This is a genomic window from Rugamonas sp. GW822-FHT03B10, assembly GCF_058801745.1.
In genome coordinates, this window is record NZ_JBXANP010000037.1 from 1 (window position 1) to 18,570 (window position 18,570).

Below are 18,570 nucleotides of genomic sequence, written 5' to 3' on the forward strand. Positions count from 1 at the left end.
GCTGCCGTGCCACGCGATTTCGGCGTTACACGGCATGTCGCCTGACGTCAAATTCCACACGAAACGGCATAGAGCCCTATTTTGGCCCTGGCTGTCTCAGATGGAATGCGAAAGGCATTATGGAAACTTAGTTGGTGGAAGAATGGTAGGGCCTTCGAACTTTATGTAAATGACAAGGTTGATGCATATGGCACTCCCGAGAAGACACCTAAGATAATAATGGAATTAGCAGATTCATTGCTATAAGCATGAAATACGGTTCGATAATTCGGATGAGCGAAGGATTGATGTGTATTGCATCAATACCATATTTATTTCTTCTTTTGCATGCGGCCTACGTTCTTTCAAGTAGTAGTTCTGATAAACAAGCAGGAGGGGGTATTGAGGCTTTAGGTATTCTTTGCGTAATTGGATACATTGTAATGTCGGTTTTTAACGTTCTCGGTGTTTTTTTTGCGCTATTTGCGATTTTTAAAAACGGACATAATATGGGATGGGCGAAAGTGGCGTTGTTTACTTTCGTCGGATTCATGCAAATAGCACCATTTATATTCTTGTCTTTTTTATAGAGAAAATCTCGAATAACTCAGTGGAACTGACTTGATTTTGGCGTGTCTACGGCTGAGGACGGTGTTTCTAATCCTCTAGCAGGCTGCTGAAATACTGGTTGACGGCCTCTGGCGCCGAATTGGCGACCTCGTAAAACGAGCCACAAACGATTTTTTCGACATAGCTAAGGGCACCTCGTTATACACAAGTCCGGCCACACGATGGCGACCGCCGGATTTTCCGTTTACATTCAGTGAGTTAGCGCCGGGCTTGTAAACTGCCGCGAAATCGCGTTTACTCTCGTCTTTTGCGTGGCGCAATTGGCAAACGGATCGACAAGCTGGACACAAGCGGAATTTGGGCAACTCGATCTGGGCGATGCGCGCCTGAACCGGCGAGCGAGGACACTGATGGAAAGTATGGCTGCGGCCCCGACGGCGAGCGTGCCGAAGGCGTGCAACGGATGGAGCGAAACGATGGCGGCGTATCGTTTCTTCGATAACGACAGCGTGGAATGGCAAGCCATCCTGGAACCCCATTGGCAGCAGACGGAGCAGCGGATGGCGGCTGAATCGGTGGTGCTGTGCCTGCAGGACACGACGGAATTGTAATGCGCTGCGGCGCATTACAATTCTGATGCTGGGCGTATTGTTATGCGGTGGCGAGCGCCGAAATCGACGCTTTTTGTCACGCATTCATAGGAAGCGTAGTGAAGAATCCCCGGCATGACTCTGCATAATAGTGCGGTCGATCAGGTCGCCAGACCGGAGACATCGGCTCATGGAGGATGTCATGCTTACCCAGTATTTCAAATCCCCGTCACACGTCCAACTGCTTCTTTCTCGCCCGGGAGGTCCTCAGCTTGAAGGGTTTTCCAATTGCCTTGAACAGCTCGGTTACGCAAAGAGTTCCGGCTATTCGAGCATTTCCGCCGCGTCCCACTTCCTTTGTTGGGCCGACGGGGAGGACATACCGCGCCCACTGGGTGAGGCCGCACTCACGCGCTTCGCGGCGCACTTGCCTCGATGTCAATGCCAGGGATTTGCACATCAATGCGATGTCGTCGCCTTGCGCGGAGCACGCCTTTTCTTGATGCATCAAGGGGGCGTCGGCGCACGTCCCACCGGCTTTGCCGCGCTTGAGTCAGATTTACAGTCCAACCTGTTTACGGCGTTTTGTCGGTGGATGCGTCTGGAGCGCGGGACGCGCGATGTAACCCTGTACAACCAAGGCAATGCGCTTCGGGATTTGTTCGAACATATCGGAAACGATACGACCCAGCTCGATGCCCGGTACGTGCGCCAGTTTATCCTTTGGCAAAGCAAGAAGAAGGGACGGGCTGCGGCGAAGCAATGCACGACGGCATTGCGCAATCTGGTGCGTTTTCTTATCGCCGAAGGTAAATGCCCCACGGGGTTGGACTCTGCCATTCCAAAGCTGGCGCACTGGAGGCTATCTGCCCTGCCACAATATTTGCACATGGATGAAATCGAGCGAGTTATCGCTTCATGCGATCCAGCAACGGCGGAAGGTAAGCGGAACCGCGCAATTATGTTGCTGCTGGCACGCCTGGGGCTGCGCGCCGGCGACGTAGCGGGTCTGGGCCTTAAGGATATCGATTGGCAAGAAGCCTCGATTGTTGTCGCCGGCAAGAACGGACGACAGACGCTGTTGCCGCTGACGCAGGAAGTCGGCGAGGCTATTGTCGACTACCTGCAACATGGGCGGCCTGACACCGAAACTGACGCAGTATTCGTCAGTATGTTTGCCCCGTTCAAAGCATTTTCCAATCATGCCGCGATCTCCATCCTCGTCAAGAAGGCAATGCGCCGCGCTGGCGTTTCCTGCCCGGGCCGGGGTGCCGCCCATGTCTTGCGCCACTCTGTGGCGACGTCAATGTTGGGGCAAGGCGCTTCCCTGCAGGATATCGCCACTGTGCTGCGGCACCAGTCCATCGCGACCACGCAAATCTACGCCAAGGTCAACCTTGCAGCGTTGCGACAGGTTGTTCAGCCGTGGCCGGAGCAATTGCCATGTTAGTCGACACCGTGCGTACCTATCTGGAAGTCCGGCGTGCTTGCGGATTCGCACTCAAATCGCAGGGTGCTTCGTTACGTAGCTTCGCCACGTTCTCGGACGCGCGAGGCAAGTGCCACGTATGCATCGATACGGCAATCGAATGGGCCGCGCTGGCACGCAATATTCCCAGGCGCGCTCGCCGGCTCGGCGAGGTGATCCGGTTTGCCCGGTATGCGCGCGCCGAGGATCCGTGCCATGAAGTGCCGCCGCCGGTCTTCGGCACTTGCTGGTCAGCTCGCCCCGTCCCCTACATCCTTTCCACGGACGAGATCGGACGCCTTATCCTGGCGATCTCCCAGTCGGGCAAAATTCCGTTCCGGAGGGAGACCTACTGCACGTTGTTCTCATTGCTTGCTTGCACAGGGTTAAGGGTGTCGGAAGCGGTCAACCTCCGTTATGACGATATCACTCCTGATGGCCTTTTGATCCGGTGTACGAAATTCCGCAAGAGCCGTCTTGTTCCATTGCACGACAGTGCCGTGGCGGGACTGGAACGATACCTCGAGCGACGCCGCCAATATGCACCATGCGATGATCATGTGTTCATTTCGCTCGCCGGAACGCCCTTGCTGAGCGTCTATATCGACATGGTGTTTCACGATGCAGCGGTGAGGATCGGCCTTCCACTCGGCCCTGGGCTGCCCCGGCCAACACCGCATTCGCTGAGACATACCTTCGCCGTGAGGGCGCTCGAATCGTGCCCGGATGACCGCGACCACATCACGGAACACATGCTCGCGCTATCGACATATCTTGGCCACGCCAAGGTTACCGATACGTACTGGTACCTGCAGGCAACGCCGGAATTGATGACGAACATCGCCGAAAGTTCCGAACGGTTCGTCATGGGAGAGCCGTCATGATCCCGATCGCTCCCCATATCACCGCGTTTCTACAACAGCGCCTGCCTATCGAGCGCGGCGCCAGCGACAATACCTGTGAATCCTATGCCTACGCGTTCAAGCTGCTATTCGAGTACGCCGCAGCAACGCTGAAGACGTCGCCATCGGCATTGCAGTTAGAACAAATCGATGCGGCCCTCGTGCTCGGTTTCCTCAATCATCTGGAAATGGTGCGTCACAACGGACCTAATTCCAGAAACACCCGCCTGGCAGCGATCAAGTCGTTCATGCACTTTATGGAGTACCGGGCGCCGGCGGTAATGGAACAGATCACACGCATCCTGGCGATCCCGGCCAAGCGCACCGATACCCGTCTCGTACGGCACCTGACCGTCGAAGAAATGCAGGCAATCCTTGACTCGCCAGATCCGGCGCGGCGGGATGGCATCAGGGACCGGGCCATGCTCCATTTGTGCTTTGCGGGGGGACTTCGGGTTTCCGAATTGATCGGATTGCAATTGCACGACCTGAAACTCCAGCCGCACGCCAGTATTCTGGTCCATGGCAAGGGACGAAAGGAGCGTTGCCTGCCCTTATGGAAGGAAACTGCCATAGCGCTGCGAGCTTGGCTCATCGCTCGAGGCACCGTCATGACGCCGGACCTGTTCCTCAACGCCCGTGGCGAGGCAATGACGCGTTCGGGATTCGAGTACATTTTGCACAAGCATGCCCAGGCTGCCGTGACGCGGTGCCCGTCACTTTCTACGAAGCGGATATCCCCACACGTGTTAAGGCATACTTGCGCCCTCACGGTCCTGCAGGCGACCAAGGACTTGAGAAAGGTGTCACTCTGGCTTGGCCATGCCCACATGCAAACGACCGAAATATATACGCGCGTGGACCCGTCGGTGAAATTGGAAGCCCTGGAAGCAATCGTCGCCCCGAGCCTCCGCTCAGGCCGCTTCAAGGCAACGGACGAACTCATTGCCTCACTGAATCCAGCATCCCTTATGCGAGGGTCGGCCGGGATTCGTGTAAAAAAACTCAAATCCTGCTGTAAGCAACTGATTTTAAATAAATAAGCTTGCCGTATGATGTCGCGCTTTCCCGCTCCGCAGTCACCTTCAATGATCGCAAGCCAGCAACGCACCGTGTCGTTTCAATTCATGGTTTGAAGTTGCTATTCCACACACCCCTCCGCTTGGCACATTCCCGTCGATAGCTCCTGCAAAATGCCGCAGTCGCGCGCCGCACTACCTGTTCGGCAACGGCCTCGCAGTACACTCAATTGGCCTTGCAAAGCATTGAGCTCAGCAATGCGATGCGCCACTTGCACAATGCGCTGATCAAGCAACTGATTGACTTCCTGGCAGCTTTCGCCCGGGGCATCACGCAGATTCGGCAACAGCCTCACATCGTTGAGCGGCATATCCAGAGATCGACAATGGCGGATAAACTGCAGCCGCTCGACGTGGGCCGTTTCATATAGCCGGTAGTTCCCTGCGTTACGCGCCGGCGCCGGCAAGAGCCCTTCCTGCTCATAGAAACGGATGGTCTCCACCTGACAGCCTGTCGCCTTCGAAAGTTGCCCTATCTTCAATGTTTGCTGCATAAGCCGCTCCTGAACTCAATTGAATGCTTGACTCTATAGTGACTATAGGGTGTTTAATGCGAATGATAATACGAATCAAGGACCGGCTTATGGATTGCTTCAATAACAACGGATGCTCCGGTACAACCGCTACGCCATCTGTCGGCTCTCCCGCAGTTGTCGATGGGGCTGAGCAAGCTGTGTTCCTGATTCAGAATATGGACTGCCCAACCGAAGAAAGGCTGATCCGGGACCGATTGGAGAAAATGCCTGGAGTTACGGGGCTGCAATTTAATTTGATGCTGCGCGAACTAACGGTACGCCATCGTCTCCCAGCTGTGGCACCGATCGCCGAAGCGCTTACGTCGCTGGGCATGGAAGCTGTGGTCAAAGCCGACACGTCGAGCTCCGCCGCGCCCGGGCAGGTCTCCGAGTTGGCGCAGGACGCGGGAATATCCGGCCGCGCATGGGCAATGCTCTGCGTCTCGGGAGCTGCTGCTGTTGGGGCCGAGATGCTTGCGTGGTATACCGGCCATGAGCAATCATGGGCGGTGGTGGCGCTCGCCGTTATCGCTATCCTCTCCGGCGGCTTGGGCACGCTGAAAAAGGGATGGATCGCGTTGCGGCACCTATCGCTCAACATGAACTTCCTGATGTCGCTGGCGGTGATTGGTGCGGCGGTGATCGGCCAATGGCCTGAGGCCGCGATGGTGATTTTTCTGTTCACGGTGGCGGAGCTGATCGAGGCAAAGTCCCTCGATAGCGCCCGCAACGCCGTTGGTGCACTGATGGCGATGTCGCCTGATACGGCACTGGTGAACGCAGGCGCCGACGGATGGCGCGAGACGCCGGCAAGTGAGGTTCAGGTTGGAACTATCGTCCGTGTTGCCCCAGGTGCGCGGGTGCCGCTGGACGGCATCGTCACGGCTGGACAGAGTACGATCAATCAGGCACCGATCACCGGTGAAAGTCTGCCGGTGGCAAAGGCGACGGGCGACGCCATCTATGCCGGCACCATCAATGAGCGCGGCGAGATCGAGTTCCGTGTCACCGCTACACAAAAAGGCTCGACACTGTCTCGGATTGTCGACAGCGTGCAGCAGGCGCAAGGCGAGCGCGCGCCAACGCAACGCTTCGTCGACCAGTTCGCTCGCTATTACATCCCTGCTGTGGTGTTGTTGGCAGTGCTCGTTGCGATACTTCCGCCGTTGCTGACGCAAGGCGCGGCCGGTCCATGGCTGTACAAGGCGCTGGTGCTCCTGGTAATCGCATGTCCGTGTGCGCTAGTCCTCTCTACGCCGGTTACGGTAGTGAGCGGCTTAGCTGCCGCCGCTCGGAGGGGCATACTCATCAAGGGAGGTGCCTACCTGGAACAAGGCCGATTGCTGCGTGCGATCGCGCTAGACAAAACAGGTACGGTTACGCTGGGAAAGCCCGCTGTCACCGACGCGGTCCCATTCGCCGGCGCTGAACTGCACACTACGCTGCTTCATGCCGCCAGCCTGGCCGCGCGTTCCGATCACCCTGTATCGGGGGCGATCAGCGCCTACTGGGAATCACAGATGCCAGGCGAGGCGCTTACCGAAGTGGGCGCCTTCCGTGCACTTGATGGCCTTGGGGTGCGCGGTCTCATCGATGGCCGCGAGCTGCATCTGGGTAGCTTGCGCCTGGTCAAGGAGCTCGGCTGCTCCGACCAAGCGATCGAGGCGCTGGTCGAACCGCTGGAACGTGATGGCAAAAGCGTGGTGTTGCTGGTCGACGGGAGCACACCGCTGCTGATGTTGGCGGTGGCCGATACAGTCAGGCCGACAACCGCGCAAGCCATTGCAGATCTCGCGGCGCTAGGCGTCGAAGTGGTCATGCTGAGCGGGGACAACGCCCACACGGCACGCGCGATTGGCCTCCAGGTTGGCATCAACGACGCGCGCGGCGGGTTGCTTCCGGAAGATAAGCTGGGCGCCGTGGTCGACCTGATAGCCACGTTCGGCCACGTCGGCATGGTGGGAGACGGCGTCAACGACGCTCCGGCGCTGGCTAAGGCCGACATCGGTTTCGCGATGGGCGCCATGGGCACTGACACGGCGCTCGAGACGGCGGACGTGGCCCTGATGGACGACGACTTGCGGAAAATACCGGAATTCATCCGTCTGAGCGGTAAGGCTCGCGCCATCCTGATGCAGAACATCGGTCTTGCCTTGGCGATCAAGGCCGTGTTCCTGGTTATGGCCCTGCACGGCGAAGCGACGTTGTGGATGGCCGTGTTCGCTGACATGGGCGCCAGTCTGTTGGTCGTCATGAACGGGCTGCGCCTACTACGCAGGATTCGAAACTGAGATATCCCAGTAGGCGATTTTTTACTTTTACTCCTTGGTGGCCTTTGCCACTCTACTTCTGGAACAATTATGCAAGTGATCCGAGTGCTTTTAGTATGGGTTTGTCTGGTGTCGTCGGCGACGACGCTCCACGCGGAGCAGTTATCGACCGTTGAACAGACCAAGCAGATATGGCAACTGCTGGATTATCTCGCTGTGGATTACGCGAAATCGGTGAAAGAAGGCACCGTCGCCAGCCAGAGCGAATATGCAGAAATGCAGGAATTCGCGCACGCCGCGCGCCAACAGCTGGCCGTGCTGCCTACCACGCCGCAGCAGGTCGCGCTGCTGTCCGATGCTGACGCCTTGCGTCAGTCGATCGCGCAGAAGGCGTCGGCGGACCAGGTAGGCGATCAAGCGCACCGTCTGGCTGCGGCACTGCTGGTGGCCTACCCGGTACCAGTATCGCCATCGAAGACCCCGGATCTGCGTCAGGGCGCCGCACTGTACCAAAGTAATTGCGCTGCCTGTCACGGGACGTCCGGTCATGCAGACGGTCCTCTGGCCGCCTCGCTCAATCCACCACCGATCGCGTTGGCGGATCACGCGCGCGCGCGTGAGCGAAGTGTCTTCGCCCTACAGCAGATCGTCACGCGCGGCGTGGAAGGCACCTCGATGGCGAGTTTTGCAAAGTTGACCGAGGACGAGCGCTGGGCCGTGGCCTACTTCGCGTCGACACTGTCGTATTCCGACGCTGACCGTCAGGCAGGCGCAAAGCTTTGGGCCGAACGCCCGGAGTTGCATGCGGCCTTGCCGACGCTGGCCAAACTGAGCGAATCGTCCGAGAGCGCCCTGACCAAGGCCGTCGACGCGGACGCCGCGCGCGGCTTGACCGCTTATCTGCGCAGTGCGCCGGCGACGCTGGCGCAGTCAAACGCGGACACCTTGCCTATCGCCATGTCCAAGCTCAAAGCCAGTGTGGTCGCACTGGAGGCCGGCGACATGGCGGCCGCTGCGCGTCTGGGCTTGTCGGCTTATCTGGACGGCTTCGAGCCGGTGGAGCCGGCGCTGGCGGCCAAGAACAATGCGCTCTTTTCGGAGATCGAAAAAACGATGGGAGATTATCGCCATGCCGTCTCCACCAACAATCTGCCGCAGGCTCGTGCCACCGCGACGCGCTTGCAGGGGCTGCTGTCCGATGCGCAAGGCGCGCTCGACTCCTCCAACGATCCGTTGTCGACGTTCATCGGCGCGTTGACCATTTTGTTGCGAGAAGGCGTGGAGGCGTTGCTGGTGGTTGTCGCCATGCTGGCGTTCCTGAAAAAAGCTGGTCGTCAGGACGTGCTGCCCTACGTGCACGCGGGTTGGATCGTTGCGCTTGCGGGCGGCGCCCTGACATGGGCAGTCGCCACATATCTTGTCGATCTGAGTGGCGCGAGCCGTGAAATGACCGAGGGGTTTTCCGCAATCTTTGCAGCAGTGGTGCTGTTGGCCGTGGGTATCTGGATGCATCAGAAGAGTCTCGCGGGGCGCTGGCAGGCATATGTGAAGGACAAGCTCTCCTCGGCGCTCAACAAGCGCTCGGCCGCGATGTTGTTCTTGCTATCGTTCGTTACCGTCTACCGCGAGGTGTTTGAAACGGTGCTGTTTTATGTCGCGCTGTGGACCGAGCATAATGGCATATATCTGCTCGCTGGCCTTGGGGCGGGCATCGTTATCTTGGCCGTGATCGCCGTCTTGCTGTTGCGCTCCAGCGCCAGATTGCCTATCAGCCAATTCTTTGCCTACAGCTCTGCACTGGTGGCCGTACTGGCGGTGGTCCTCGCTGGCAAGGGAGTGGCAGCCTTGCAAAAAGTAGGATTCCTGGATATGACGCCGGTCGCCGCTCCCCGCGTCGAGGTGTTGGGGATTTATCCGACCGCGCAGACGCTGGCGGCACAGGTGCTAATTCTCGCGATCATCGCCATCAGCATCCGCTATAACCTGCGAAGCCAGGCTCGGAGGAGTTGATCGTGGTCCAGTTGAATACATTTCAGTCGTCTATCAGCGCCTGAATGATTGGGCAGCCATCGTCCCGCTCCTCGCTGTCGCACCGCGCAACCATGCCTGTGAGAGCGGCTTTCATCGCCTGCAGATCGGCCAGTTTGGACTCCACCATGGCTAACTTCCTGGCGGCCAGGTAACGCGTGCTGGTACAGGCCAGAGAACCTTCCAGTTTGAGCAGGCTCGTAATTTCATCGAGCGTGAAGCCAAGTAGCTGCGCGCGCTTGATGAACCGAATTCGATGGATCCATTCTTCCCCATAGGTCCGGTAGCCGCCCCCATGCGGCCGCGCCGGCTCGTCGATCAGTCCGCTGCGTTGGTAAAACCGGACTGTTTCCACGTTGGCTAAATGTGCCCATCCCCTCGAAAAGGTAAAAGTTTTGAAATCGGCTTTTTGAGGGCAACGGAGCAAATCGGCAGTCGGCTCTGCTCCTACCGGACCAAGTCGCACAACGTCATGCCGAGTGCTCCCTAAGGGCTACATTTCAGTCGTCGATCAGCGCCTGAATGATTGGGCAGCCATCGTTCCGTTCCTCGCTGTCGCATCGCGCAACCATGCCTGTGAGAGCGGTTTTCATCGCCTGAAGATCGGCCAGTTTGGACTCCACCATGGCAAGCTTCTTGGCTGCCAGGTCGCGCGTGCTCGTACAGGTCAGAGAGCCTTCAAGTTTGAGCAGGTTCGTAATTTCGTCGAGAGTGAAGCCAAGTAGCTGCGCGCGCTTGATGAATCGAATTCGACGGATGCACTCTTCCCCATAGGTCCGGTAGCCCTCGTGTGGCCGCGTCGGCTCGTCGATCAGTCCGCTACGCTGGTAGAACCGGACTGTTTCCACGTTCACACCGGCGGCGTTGGCCAAGCGGCCGATGGTCATTTTCTCGATCATGCACTTGACTCCGTATCTATGTACGGAGTTTATCCTATTCTCGTGTAAAACCAATTGGAGTCGCCATGACGATCGGAACGAAAGGTACGCTGGCCGCTGGGGTGCTGGCGGCGCTTGGCGCATCCGCATGCTGCGCTGGCCCGCTCATCCTGCTGCTACTTGGCGTCGGTGGCGGTTGGGCATCGCGCCTTATCGCATTTGAGCCGTACAGTCCTTATTTCACCGGCCTGACGCTGCTGCTTCTCGGCCTGGCCTTCTACAATCTCTACGTGCGTCGACGTGCCTGCGCGCCAGGTGACGCGTGCGCTGCAGATAGAGTCATCAGGAACCAGCGCATTCTGTTCTGGCTTGTTACGTTGCCAGTGATACTGCTGCTGGCATTTCCCTTGTACGCCCCGCTGTTTTATTGAAAGGATATTCCATGCGCATCCCCACCTTCATTTTATCGTTGCTACTGGCTGGATCGGCTTTCGCCAGCTCGCCGAAAACCGTTACGCTCAATGTCCAGAACATGACTTGTCCGGCATGTCCGATCACCGTTAAAAAAGCGCTGGAGCAGGTTCCAGGCGTGAGCGACGTGAGGATCGATTTCGAGCACAAGACCGCAACCGTGCATTTGGATGCGGACAAGGCCAATATCGCGCTGCTGACCAAGGCGACCGCCGATGCGGGTTTCCCGTCCACGATCGGAAAGTAAAGCCATGGCCGATGCAATTCTCACATCGACCCTGACCTGCCCGCACTGCGGACTAAGCAAGCAGGAAGTCATGCCTACCGATGCGTGCCAGTTCTATTATGAATGTACGGGCTGTGCCGTCGTGTTGCGGCCGAGGGCTGGCGACTGTTGCGTCTTCTGTTCATACGGCACGGTGAAATGTCCGCCGATCCAACTGGAGCGTGGATGCTGCGGCCAGCCAGTCGCTGAGTGAACGGCTACTGATCGACACGAATACGCAAAAACAATTATTTTGACTCAAAAACGATTACAAAACGGTCATTTGCTCAAAAAACGATTATAAAATTGTCGTTCTGACATTGGGCGCAGGAGGATGCTCAGCGGTCTGGCCCTGCGGTCGCTGGAGTGGTTGCGATCTTGTCGAGGTAGGCCCGCAGCTGCTCGCCGATTTGCTCCTGTGCCTGCACTTTCGTGGTCGCCTGGGCCAGCAAAAGCTCCAACTCGCGGACCTGCGCCTTCGCCGGCGCGATCTGGCTGTTGGCGTCGCTAAGCCGCTCGGCGAGCAGCTCGGCCTCGGCAATTTTGCTGGTCAATTGGCGCTCGGTATCGGCGGCGTGCATGTGCAGCGATTGTAATGTGTCGATTTTCTGCTCCAGCTTACGGTTTTGCGTCAGTTGCTCATACAGGCCCTGTTTCGTGTGAGACAGCTCTGCCACCAGCTTCGCCCCTTCCTGGTTCAGTCGGGTCGTCTCGTCCTGTTTCACGGCGATCGTCTGCTGTGCCTGCCGCAGTTCGGCTTGCACTTGCTGGATCTGCTGTTCGTGGCGCCGGATGTCGGCTTCCCTCTGCTCCTTTATCGACTGACGATAGTGCTCCAGCGCTTGGCGCGCGTGTTGGTGTTTTTCCTCCAGCGATTGGCGGTGCGCCTCATTCTCGGCCAGGCGCTGCTGTAGGTCCGACACCTGCTGTTCGGCGACCTGGCGCATGGTCGATTCCCTTTGATGATCGGCTTGGCTGGCCACCAGTGCCAGAGCTTGTTCCTGCAGGGCCGCCTCCAGTTCCAGCGCGCGGGCCCGCAGCTGCGAATTTTCGTTCTGGGCAGCTTGCAGCGCCGCCACATGCTCGGCCGCCTTCGCATCGGAATCGACGCGGACCGCCGCCACCCGTTCCTCAGCCTCCTCCTGCAATCGCACGACCAGTCGCTCTACCAGGTCCTGTAAAGCTTCGCTGACCGAGGCGCGCTTGCCGCCGGCGCCACCATCCTCAGATTCCAGTTCCTTGAGGTATTTGTGAATGGTGGTTTTGGATCCGGTGTTCCCCAGCGCCACGCGAACGGCGTCCACCGACGGGTTTATACCCTGCGCGATGAGGGCGTCACGCGCCTTTTGTACATCCGATTTGTATAGTCCGCTCCGCGCCATGGGGTCTCCTTAGGATGAAATAAGATAACATGTTACATACCACGTTATTACATACTATATTGGTATCTGCTTCAAGGTGATTTGCGTTTAAATTTTACATCGGATAAAGTAGGTTTATCCGGTGTGATGGCCAAAATCCGCCGTTTTTTGGCGCCGTCGCTGTAATTTCGCAGTTGGCCAGCTACATTGATGCTTTGTTGTGGAGGTAGCGATTGTGACGCTCGACGAATACACCATTGATTCAAAAAAACGTGGCGCGCTGATCCTTGCGCTCAGGAAAACGATCGCCAGCGAATTCACGACCGAAGACTGGCGTGAGTTCGGGTATTTGTCCGGGGAATCCGATTACATCCAGCGCCATGACCGCCTACTACGCAGCTTGCATTGGCGGGACCCTGATTACGGTGACTGCGTGCTGCAGGCGCTTGAGCGTTTTTCCCGCGAAGGCTGGGACGTGATAGACCTGCTCATCAACCATCCAAAGCTGACCAGCCAACTGCTGGCGGAGATCCCGAACCTGTCGATTTTTGTGCGCACGAATATTCAAAGTGTACAGACCGAGGCGCCCTCCAGCCTCTCGAGCGGCGACGTGGTACTGCTTGCACTCAATGATGCCGAGCATCTAATGCGTATCAGCGGCCCGGTCAGCGCGGTCGACCGTCTGCATACTGCGCTGCACGGCTATTTTCGAAGCTTGTGTATTGAAAGCGGTATCGCGGTGGCCGATGATGCCTCATTGACAGCACTGTTCAAGGTCTTGCGCACGGCACACCCGATACTCAAGGACCTGGGCTCGTATGACAACGACCTGGTGCGCGTTCTGCATGGGTTTGCGAACGCGATCGACGCCATCAACTCCCTGCGCAACAACGGCAGCATCGCGCACCCGTCCGATGACCTATTGAGCGAACCTGAGGCCCACCTCGCCGCCAACGCGACCCGAACAATATTCAACTATATTCGGGCCAAGGTGGGACACTGACCCATGACCAAACTTGATCAATACATCGAAGCGGCGACGCGAGACAACACCCGCCAAAGCTATCGAGCAGCCATCGAGCACTTTGAAGTGCAATGGAAAGGCCTGCTGCCCGCCACGGCCGACGGTGTGGCCCGCTACCTGGCGGAATATGCCGATACGTTGGCCGTCAGCACCCTGCGGCAGCGCCTGGCGGCGCTCGCCCAATGGCACAATGCACAGGGGTTTCCCGATCCGACCAAGGCACCCATCGTCCGCCAGGCCATGCGCGGCATCCGCGCGCTGCATCCAGCGCAGGAGAAGCAGGCGAAGCCCCTGCAGCTCGATGAGCTGGAGCGCGTCGTTGGCGCGCTCCATCGCGCGGTCGAAGCCGCCCGACGCGGATGCGACCGCGCCGCCGAGCTGCGCAGTCTGCGCGACAAATCACTGATCCTGCTCGGGTTCTGGCGCGGATTTCGCAGCGATGAACTGAGCCGGCTTCGCGTCGAGCATGTTGAGGCCAGCGCCGGCGAAGGCATCAGTTGCTTTCTGGGGCGGACCAAGGGCGATCGACAAAATCTCGGTAGCACGTTCCGCGCGCCCGCGTTGTCGCGCCTGTGCCCGGTTGATGCCTACCTGGACTGGATCGGCGTCGCGCAACTAACCTCCGGGCCGGTATATCGCGCAATCGATCGCTGGGGCCATGTCGGTGAAAATGGCCTACATATCGACAGCATTGCGCCGCTGTTGCGGGCGGTGCTGAAGAATGGAGGCCTGGAAGCGGCTGATGCCTACAGCGGCCACTCGCTGCGCCGGGGCTTCGCGAATTGGGCGGCGTCCGATGGCTGGGACGTGAAAAGCCTCATGGAATATGTGGGTTGGCGGGATATCAAGTCGGCGTTACGATATCTCGATGCCTCCGTCTCGTTCGCGAAGGACCGGATGGAGCACGGCATGCTCCGTCCTGCGCGCGAGTTGGATGGACCGTAACTCAGCTCCTGGCGTCAACCATCGTCATATTTTTGAGGAGGGCATCCATACCGCCGGCAGATTTCAAAGCCCGCACCTATTTGATGATCGCTGGTATGCTGAACACTGTTGCAATAGTCCCCGGCGTAGTCGTGCTATGATTTTTGCATGAAAAAGTTGCTCCTCATTTTGCTGTTGTGCGTCGTCCCATTCCAATTTGCCTGGGCGGCTGCGGGCGCGTATTGCCAGCATGAAACGGGCGCGGCACCCATGCATTTCGGGCATCATGCCCACAATCATCAAATCAGTGCGGAGAAGACCGACTCGCCGTACAAGGTAGGCAAACTCCATCCTGACTGCGGATCATGCCACGGAACGAGCTTCGCCCTGTTCCAAGAGCCTGTCCTGGCTCACCGCATCGTCTCGGTCGGAACGAACGTGCCAGACGCGAAGCCGGAAATCTATACTTCCCATATTCCCGAGGGCCCCCGCCGCCCGGATCGTCTATCTTTCCTGTAACCCGACGCAACAGTCTTGTCGGTGCGCTGACAGCGCGACAGGTGTTCGTCTAATTTTCAACGCTGGTCCTGCCACGATCGACGATTAAGTACTGCACTCGGCTCATTGTCGCTGCGCTACGCTCCACATCGTAATACCTGACCGCAGCTGGGCCTGGTGACGATCGAATAATACAAACAAGGGATGCGAAATGACGCAAACAGAAAAAATCCGCCTTGAGTTGCCTCTGGTGTTGCCGAACGTAATGGACGTCGATGACTTATGTATCGATAGGCTGATCAAGGCGCTCTCCGGACGGGGCGGTATCGAAAAAGCGCACATCAAAAAAGCCAATGGTGATGAACCTTTACTCTGTCTGCACTACGATCCGGCGACAATCTCAGTGTCCCGCATAAGGGAACTGGTTCAATCAGTCGGCGCGCAACTGACAAAGAAGTATGGACACTATGTGGCACGGCTTACAGCGCCGCTACACGCGCGCAGTGCCCGCCTTTTTTCAAACCGTCTTCGCGGTATCGGCGGTGTGCTGGAGGCGGAGGTCTCACCGTCCGGGGCCATGCGTGTTGAATACGACACGGAAGTACTGTCTCAAGCCGAGTTGGTCACCCAGATTGGGTTTATTGGCGGGGTTATCGCAAGCTTGAGCCATTCGATGCCAGAAATGGCAGAGAACAAAGCGACCGAGAAGGTCCACCCTGACATCTCGCATCGAGAGGAGCCGGCCACGACGCAAAACGGAGCAGGCAAAGTGCCGCAGGATGCCCAACCTGAGAACCGAAGCGAACACGAGAAGCACCAGCACGACGAGCATTCGGAGCATGGCCACGATGACTCGACGGGCCATCCCCACGTGCATGACACGAAAGGTAAGGAACACGCTGGCCATGATCATGATCACGGCGGAATCTTCGGCGAGAAATCAGAACTGATTTTTGCCATATTGGCCGGTGCCTTTATGCTCGCAGGCTGGCTAAGCACTTGGATGCAGTTCGGCCCGGACTGGCTCGTCACTACGCTTTTCTGCATCGCGTATCTGTTTGGCGGCTACTTTACCACTAAGGAAGCGCTCGAAAATATTCTCGCTCGCCGCTTTGAGATCGATACCTTAATGCTCGTGGCTGCTGCAGGCGCTGGTGCATTAGGCAAGTGGGGCGAAGGCGCGTTGCTGTTGTTCCTCTTTAGCTTGGGACATTCGCTCGAACATTTCGCCATGGGCCGCGCGCGGCGGGCGATCGAAGCACTCGCCAAACTGGCGCCTGAGACTGCGTCCGTTAAACGCGGGGACAAGGTTGAGGAAGTAGCGGTGGATACGCTGAAACCTGGCGACATCGTGCTCGTCAAGCCCAATGAGCGTCTGCCGGCAGATGGCGTCGTCGTAAAGGGCACGACCAGCGTCAATCAGGCGCCGGTCACTGGCGAAAGCGTTCCGGTCGACAAACAGCCCGTGACTGACGGCACTGCCGCTATTGCTGCATTCGAAAAAGTGGCGGCGAATAACCGGGTTTTTGCCGGCACCATCAATGGATCGGGCGGGATCGAGGTGATGGTGGCCAAGCTTGCCGCGCAGTCGACGATGGCCCGCGTCGTCCAAATGGTGACAGAAGCTGAGGCCCAACGGTCTCCGACACAGCAGTTCACCGACAAGTTTGAACGCATATTTGTGCCGGTAGTTCTGGCCCTGGTCGCCTTGCTGATGTTTGCATTCATCGTGGTTGACGAGCCGTTCGCCGACAGCTTCTATCGTGCGATGGCCGTGCTGGTTGCCGCCAGCCCCTGCGCGCTCGCTATCTCCGTCCCCAGCGCGGTGCTGTCAGGAGTCGCCCGCGCGGGGCGCGGCGGCGTCCTGGTCAAAGGCGGCGGGCCGCTGGAAAACTTGGGCAGTCTGACTTCCATTGCGTTCGATAAGACCGGCACGCTCACTGAAGGCAAACCGAAACTCACCGATGTTATCGTGGCCGAGGGCGTCGAAGAGTCGGAACTGCTGTCGGTGGTACTCGCCGTTGAGTCGCATAGTGATCATCCGCTTGCCTCGGCCTTGGTAGATGGGGCGCGCGAGAGGTTGCCGAAGGATCAGGTCACACTGCCAGCGGACGACGTTAAGAGCATCACCGGTCGCGGCATCCAAGCGGAAGTGAATGGCGAGACCGTCTACATTGCAAAACCTGTGCTGTTCTCCGAGATCAAGGTCGCATCCATTCCTGACACACTGGCCAAAGCCAATGAAAAACTTGTGGCCGATGGTCGCACCACGATGATGGTAGTAAAAGGCTCGCGCTTCCTGGGCGTCGTGGGTGTGATGGATACGCCAAGGGAAGTGGCTGCGTCGGTGATGACCAGGCTGCGGGCGCTGGGAATCGAACGCCTGATTATGATTTCCGGTGACAATCAGCAGGTAGCCGATTCCGTCGCCCGCACGGTCGGACTGACGGAGGCGCGCGGGGATTTGATGCCTGAGCAAAAGGTCGAGGCCATCAAGCAGCTGCGTCAGCAGCACGGCAAGGTGGCCATGGTCGGCGACGGCGTCAACGACGCCCCGGCGATGGCCAACTCCACCGTTGGCATAGCGATGGGAGCCGCCGGGTCGGATGTTGCGCTGGAGGCGGCCGACGTCGCATTGATGGGCGACGACCTCGGGCAGTTGCCGTTCGTCGTAGGCCTGTCGCGCCAAACCAGCCGTATTATCAAGCAGAACCTCTGGGTCAGCCTCGGTGTGGTAGCCGTGCTTATCCCTGCGACGATCTTTGGCCTGAATATCGGAACCGCAGTCCTGTTCCATGAAGGCTCGACTATTTTGGTTGTGATCAATGCACTGCGCCTGTTGGCATTCCAGGATGAGGCGAACGTTGCGACAGATGTGACGGCTCCGCAGGTTCAACCGATCGCGCTGGAAGGGAAGAAGGAAGGACACACCGCGTGAGTACGCTATCCTCGGTCGTGTCGTTCGCGCTGTTTCCGGCGATCGCGGTAATCGTTGGCGCCTGCGTCACGTTCGTTCGAGAACCTGGCGCAGGCATGCGTAGCGCCGTGCAGCATTTTGCCGCTGGCGTTATTTTTTGCGTCCTGGCGACGGAGCTCCTGCCCGATCTACTCCACCGCCGCATGCCCTGGATGACCTTGGGTGGCTTTACCGTTGGCGTGGCGCTGATGTTGCTATTGAAGTGGGCCGGACAATCTGAGGTCGAGGTCGCCTCAAAAAATCCAACCGGGCTGCTCACGGCGCTGGGTGTGGACGTTGCGCTTGATGGCGTGCTTATTGGACTTTCGCTGGCCGCCGGAGAGCGCCAAGGACTCTTGCTGACGATTGCATTGGTTCTTGAGCTCTTTTTCCTGGGTGTGTCGTGCGCCACATCGCTCACGGGGCTGGGGAAAAACAGGAAAAGTATCGTGCTCGTCAATCTGACTCTTGCTCTGATTTTGGTCTCGAGCGCGGCCGTCGGCGCTGTAGTGCTCAGCAATGTCAGCCCTTCGTACGTCGACGCGATCCTGGCTTTTGGTGTAGCGGCACTACTTTACCTCGTCACAGAGGAATTGCTGGTCGAGGCCCACGAGGGAAAGGACACACCATGGCAGACCGGAATGTTCTTTCTCGGATTTATTGCGCTCTTCATGGTCGACATGCTGCTCTCGTGACGCGTCTGCCGAAGTGGTTCGGCTCTATGCCGTTTCGTGTGGAATTTGACGTCAGGCGACATGCCGTGTAACGCCGAAATCGCGTGGCACGGCAGCG

General features: G+C 58.2%; 18 protein-coding genes and 1 pseudogene. 15 read left to right on the plus strand and 4 right to left on the minus strand.

Annotation, left to right across the window (positions count from 1 at the left end):
• Positions 1-272: 272 nt before the first annotated feature.
• The 5 genes and pseudogenes from AC1RQG_RS27245 to AC1RQG_RS27265 all read left to right on the plus strand — a co-directional run bounded on the left by AC1RQG_RS27245 (position 273) and on the right by AC1RQG_RS27265 (position 4,552).
• A complete protein-coding gene (locus AC1RQG_RS27245) occupies positions 273-569 on the plus strand; it encodes a hypothetical protein (RefSeq protein ID WP_182167641.1) in 297 nt (98 codons plus the stop codon).
• A 300-nt stretch (positions 570-869) separates the two neighbouring features.
• Positions 870-1,157, plus strand: a pseudogene (locus AC1RQG_RS27250) (IS4/Tn5 family transposase DNA-binding protein); the annotation flags it as partial.
• Positions 1,158-1,341: 184 nt separating this feature from the next.
• Positions 1,342-2,589: a site-specific integrase gene (locus AC1RQG_RS27255; RefSeq protein ID WP_493136440.1), complete on the plus strand. Its 1,248-nt coding sequence runs from the start codon at positions 1,342-1,344 to the stop codon at positions 2,587-2,589.
• Positions 2,583-3,491: a tyrosine-type recombinase/integrase gene (locus AC1RQG_RS27260; RefSeq protein ID WP_493136442.1), complete on the plus strand. Its 909-nt coding sequence runs from the start codon at positions 2,583-2,585 to the stop codon at positions 3,489-3,491. Before AC1RQG_RS27255 ends, AC1RQG_RS27260 begins: the two co-directional genes overlap by 7 nt.
• Positions 3,488-4,552, plus strand: a complete 1,065-nt coding sequence (locus AC1RQG_RS27265; protein ID WP_493136444.1) for a tyrosine-type recombinase/integrase — start codon at positions 3,488-3,490, stop codon at positions 4,550-4,552. The genes AC1RQG_RS27260 and AC1RQG_RS27265 overlap by 4 nt, the downstream gene beginning before the upstream one ends.
• 98 nt (positions 4,553-4,650) lie before the next feature.
• On the opposite strand, the gene cadR is transcribed toward AC1RQG_RS27265, so the two are convergent.
• Positions 4,651-5,082 carry a Cd(II)/Pb(II)-responsive transcriptional regulator gene (cadR, locus tag AC1RQG_RS27270; RefSeq protein ID WP_308937290.1) on the minus strand — a complete coding sequence of 144 codons (432 nt, stop codon included), beginning with the start codon at positions 5,080-5,082 and terminating at the stop codon, positions 4,651-4,653.
• Positions 5,083-5,171: 89 nt separating this feature from the next.
• Here cadR and AC1RQG_RS27275 point away from each other — a divergent pair, with 89 nt between their 5' ends.
• Together AC1RQG_RS27275 and AC1RQG_RS27280 are read left to right on the plus strand one after the other, a co-directional pair.
• The gene (locus tag AC1RQG_RS27275) at positions 5,172-7,394 is read left to right on the plus strand and encodes a heavy metal translocating P-type ATPase (RefSeq protein WP_254451676.1); all 2,223 of its coding nucleotides are present in this window, start codon (positions 5,172-5,174) and stop codon (positions 7,392-7,394) included.
• A gap of 69 nt (positions 7,395-7,463) precedes the next feature.
• Complete coding sequence (locus AC1RQG_RS27280; RefSeq protein WP_161081572.1) at positions 7,464-9,383, plus strand: FTR1 family protein; 1,920 nt, start codon at positions 7,464-7,466, stop codon at positions 9,381-9,383.
• Between the two features lie 22 nt (positions 9,384-9,405).
• Here AC1RQG_RS27280 and AC1RQG_RS27285 read toward each other — a convergent pair whose 3' ends face one another.
• A complete protein-coding gene (locus AC1RQG_RS27285; protein ID WP_371875007.1) occupies positions 9,406-9,756 on the minus strand; it encodes a MerR family DNA-binding protein in 351 nt (116 codons plus the stop codon).
• 145 nt (positions 9,757-9,901) lie between these two features.
• Positions 9,902-10,300 (minus strand): mercury resistance transcriptional regulator MerR, encoded by a 399-nt coding sequence (gene merR / locus AC1RQG_RS27290; protein ID WP_493136450.1) that lies wholly within the window; start codon positions 10,298-10,300, stop codon positions 9,902-9,904.
• A gap of 65 nt (positions 10,301-10,365) precedes the next feature.
• Here merR and AC1RQG_RS27295 point away from each other — a divergent pair, with 65 nt between their 5' ends.
• From AC1RQG_RS27295 to AC1RQG_RS27305, 3 genes are read left to right on the plus strand one after another with little or no spacing between them, the layout of a single operon-like run.
• A complete protein-coding gene (locus tag AC1RQG_RS27295; RefSeq protein WP_161081569.1) occupies positions 10,366-10,710 on the plus strand; it encodes a mercuric transporter MerT family protein in 345 nt (114 codons plus the stop codon).
• Between the two features lie 11 nt (positions 10,711-10,721).
• Complete coding sequence (merP, locus tag AC1RQG_RS27300; RefSeq protein WP_161081568.1) at positions 10,722-10,997, plus strand: mercury resistance system periplasmic binding protein MerP; 276 nt, start codon at positions 10,722-10,724, stop codon at positions 10,995-10,997.
• A 4-nt stretch (positions 10,998-11,001) separates the two neighbouring features.
• The gene (locus AC1RQG_RS27305; protein ID WP_254451675.1) at positions 11,002-11,229 is read left to right on the plus strand and encodes a GDCCVxC domain-containing (seleno)protein; all 228 of its coding nucleotides are present in this window, start codon (positions 11,002-11,004) and stop codon (positions 11,227-11,229) included.
• A gap of 124 nt (positions 11,230-11,353) precedes the next feature.
• Here the strand turns inward: AC1RQG_RS27305 and AC1RQG_RS27310 are convergent, their stop codons facing one another.
• Positions 11,354-12,397 carry a DNA-binding protein gene (locus AC1RQG_RS27310; RefSeq protein ID WP_493136455.1) on the minus strand — a complete coding sequence of 348 codons (1,044 nt, stop codon included), beginning with the start codon at positions 12,395-12,397 and terminating at the stop codon, positions 11,354-11,356.
• Between the two features lie 214 nt (positions 12,398-12,611).
• On the opposite strand from AC1RQG_RS27310, the gene AC1RQG_RS27315 reads away from it, so the two are divergent.
• From AC1RQG_RS27315 to AC1RQG_RS27335, 5 genes are all read left to right on the plus strand, one after another.
• Positions 12,612-13,379 carry an abortive infection family protein gene (locus AC1RQG_RS27315; RefSeq protein ID WP_493136456.1) on the plus strand — a complete coding sequence of 256 codons (768 nt, stop codon included), beginning with the start codon at positions 12,612-12,614 and terminating at the stop codon, positions 13,377-13,379.
• 3 nt (positions 13,380-13,382) lie between these two features.
• Positions 13,383-14,345 carry a tyrosine-type recombinase/integrase gene (locus AC1RQG_RS27320; RefSeq protein WP_493136457.1) on the plus strand — a complete coding sequence of 321 codons (963 nt, stop codon included), beginning with the start codon at positions 13,383-13,385 and terminating at the stop codon, positions 14,343-14,345.
• Positions 14,346-14,492: 147 nt separating this feature from the next.
• The gene (locus AC1RQG_RS27325) at positions 14,493-14,843 is read left to right on the plus strand and encodes a cobalt-zinc-cadmium resistance protein (RefSeq protein ID WP_493136458.1); all 351 of its coding nucleotides are present in this window, start codon (positions 14,493-14,495) and stop codon (positions 14,841-14,843) included.
• Between the two features lie 190 nt (positions 14,844-15,033).
• Complete coding sequence (locus tag AC1RQG_RS27330; protein ID WP_493136461.1) at positions 15,034-17,760, plus strand: heavy metal translocating P-type ATPase; 2,727 nt, start codon at positions 15,034-15,036, stop codon at positions 17,758-17,760.
• The gene (locus AC1RQG_RS27335; RefSeq protein WP_493136463.1) at positions 17,757-18,473 is read left to right on the plus strand and encodes a ZIP family metal transporter; all 717 of its coding nucleotides are present in this window, start codon (positions 17,757-17,759) and stop codon (positions 18,471-18,473) included. The genes AC1RQG_RS27330 and AC1RQG_RS27335 overlap by 4 nt, the downstream gene beginning before the upstream one ends.
• Positions 18,474-18,570 lie beyond the last annotated feature (97 nt).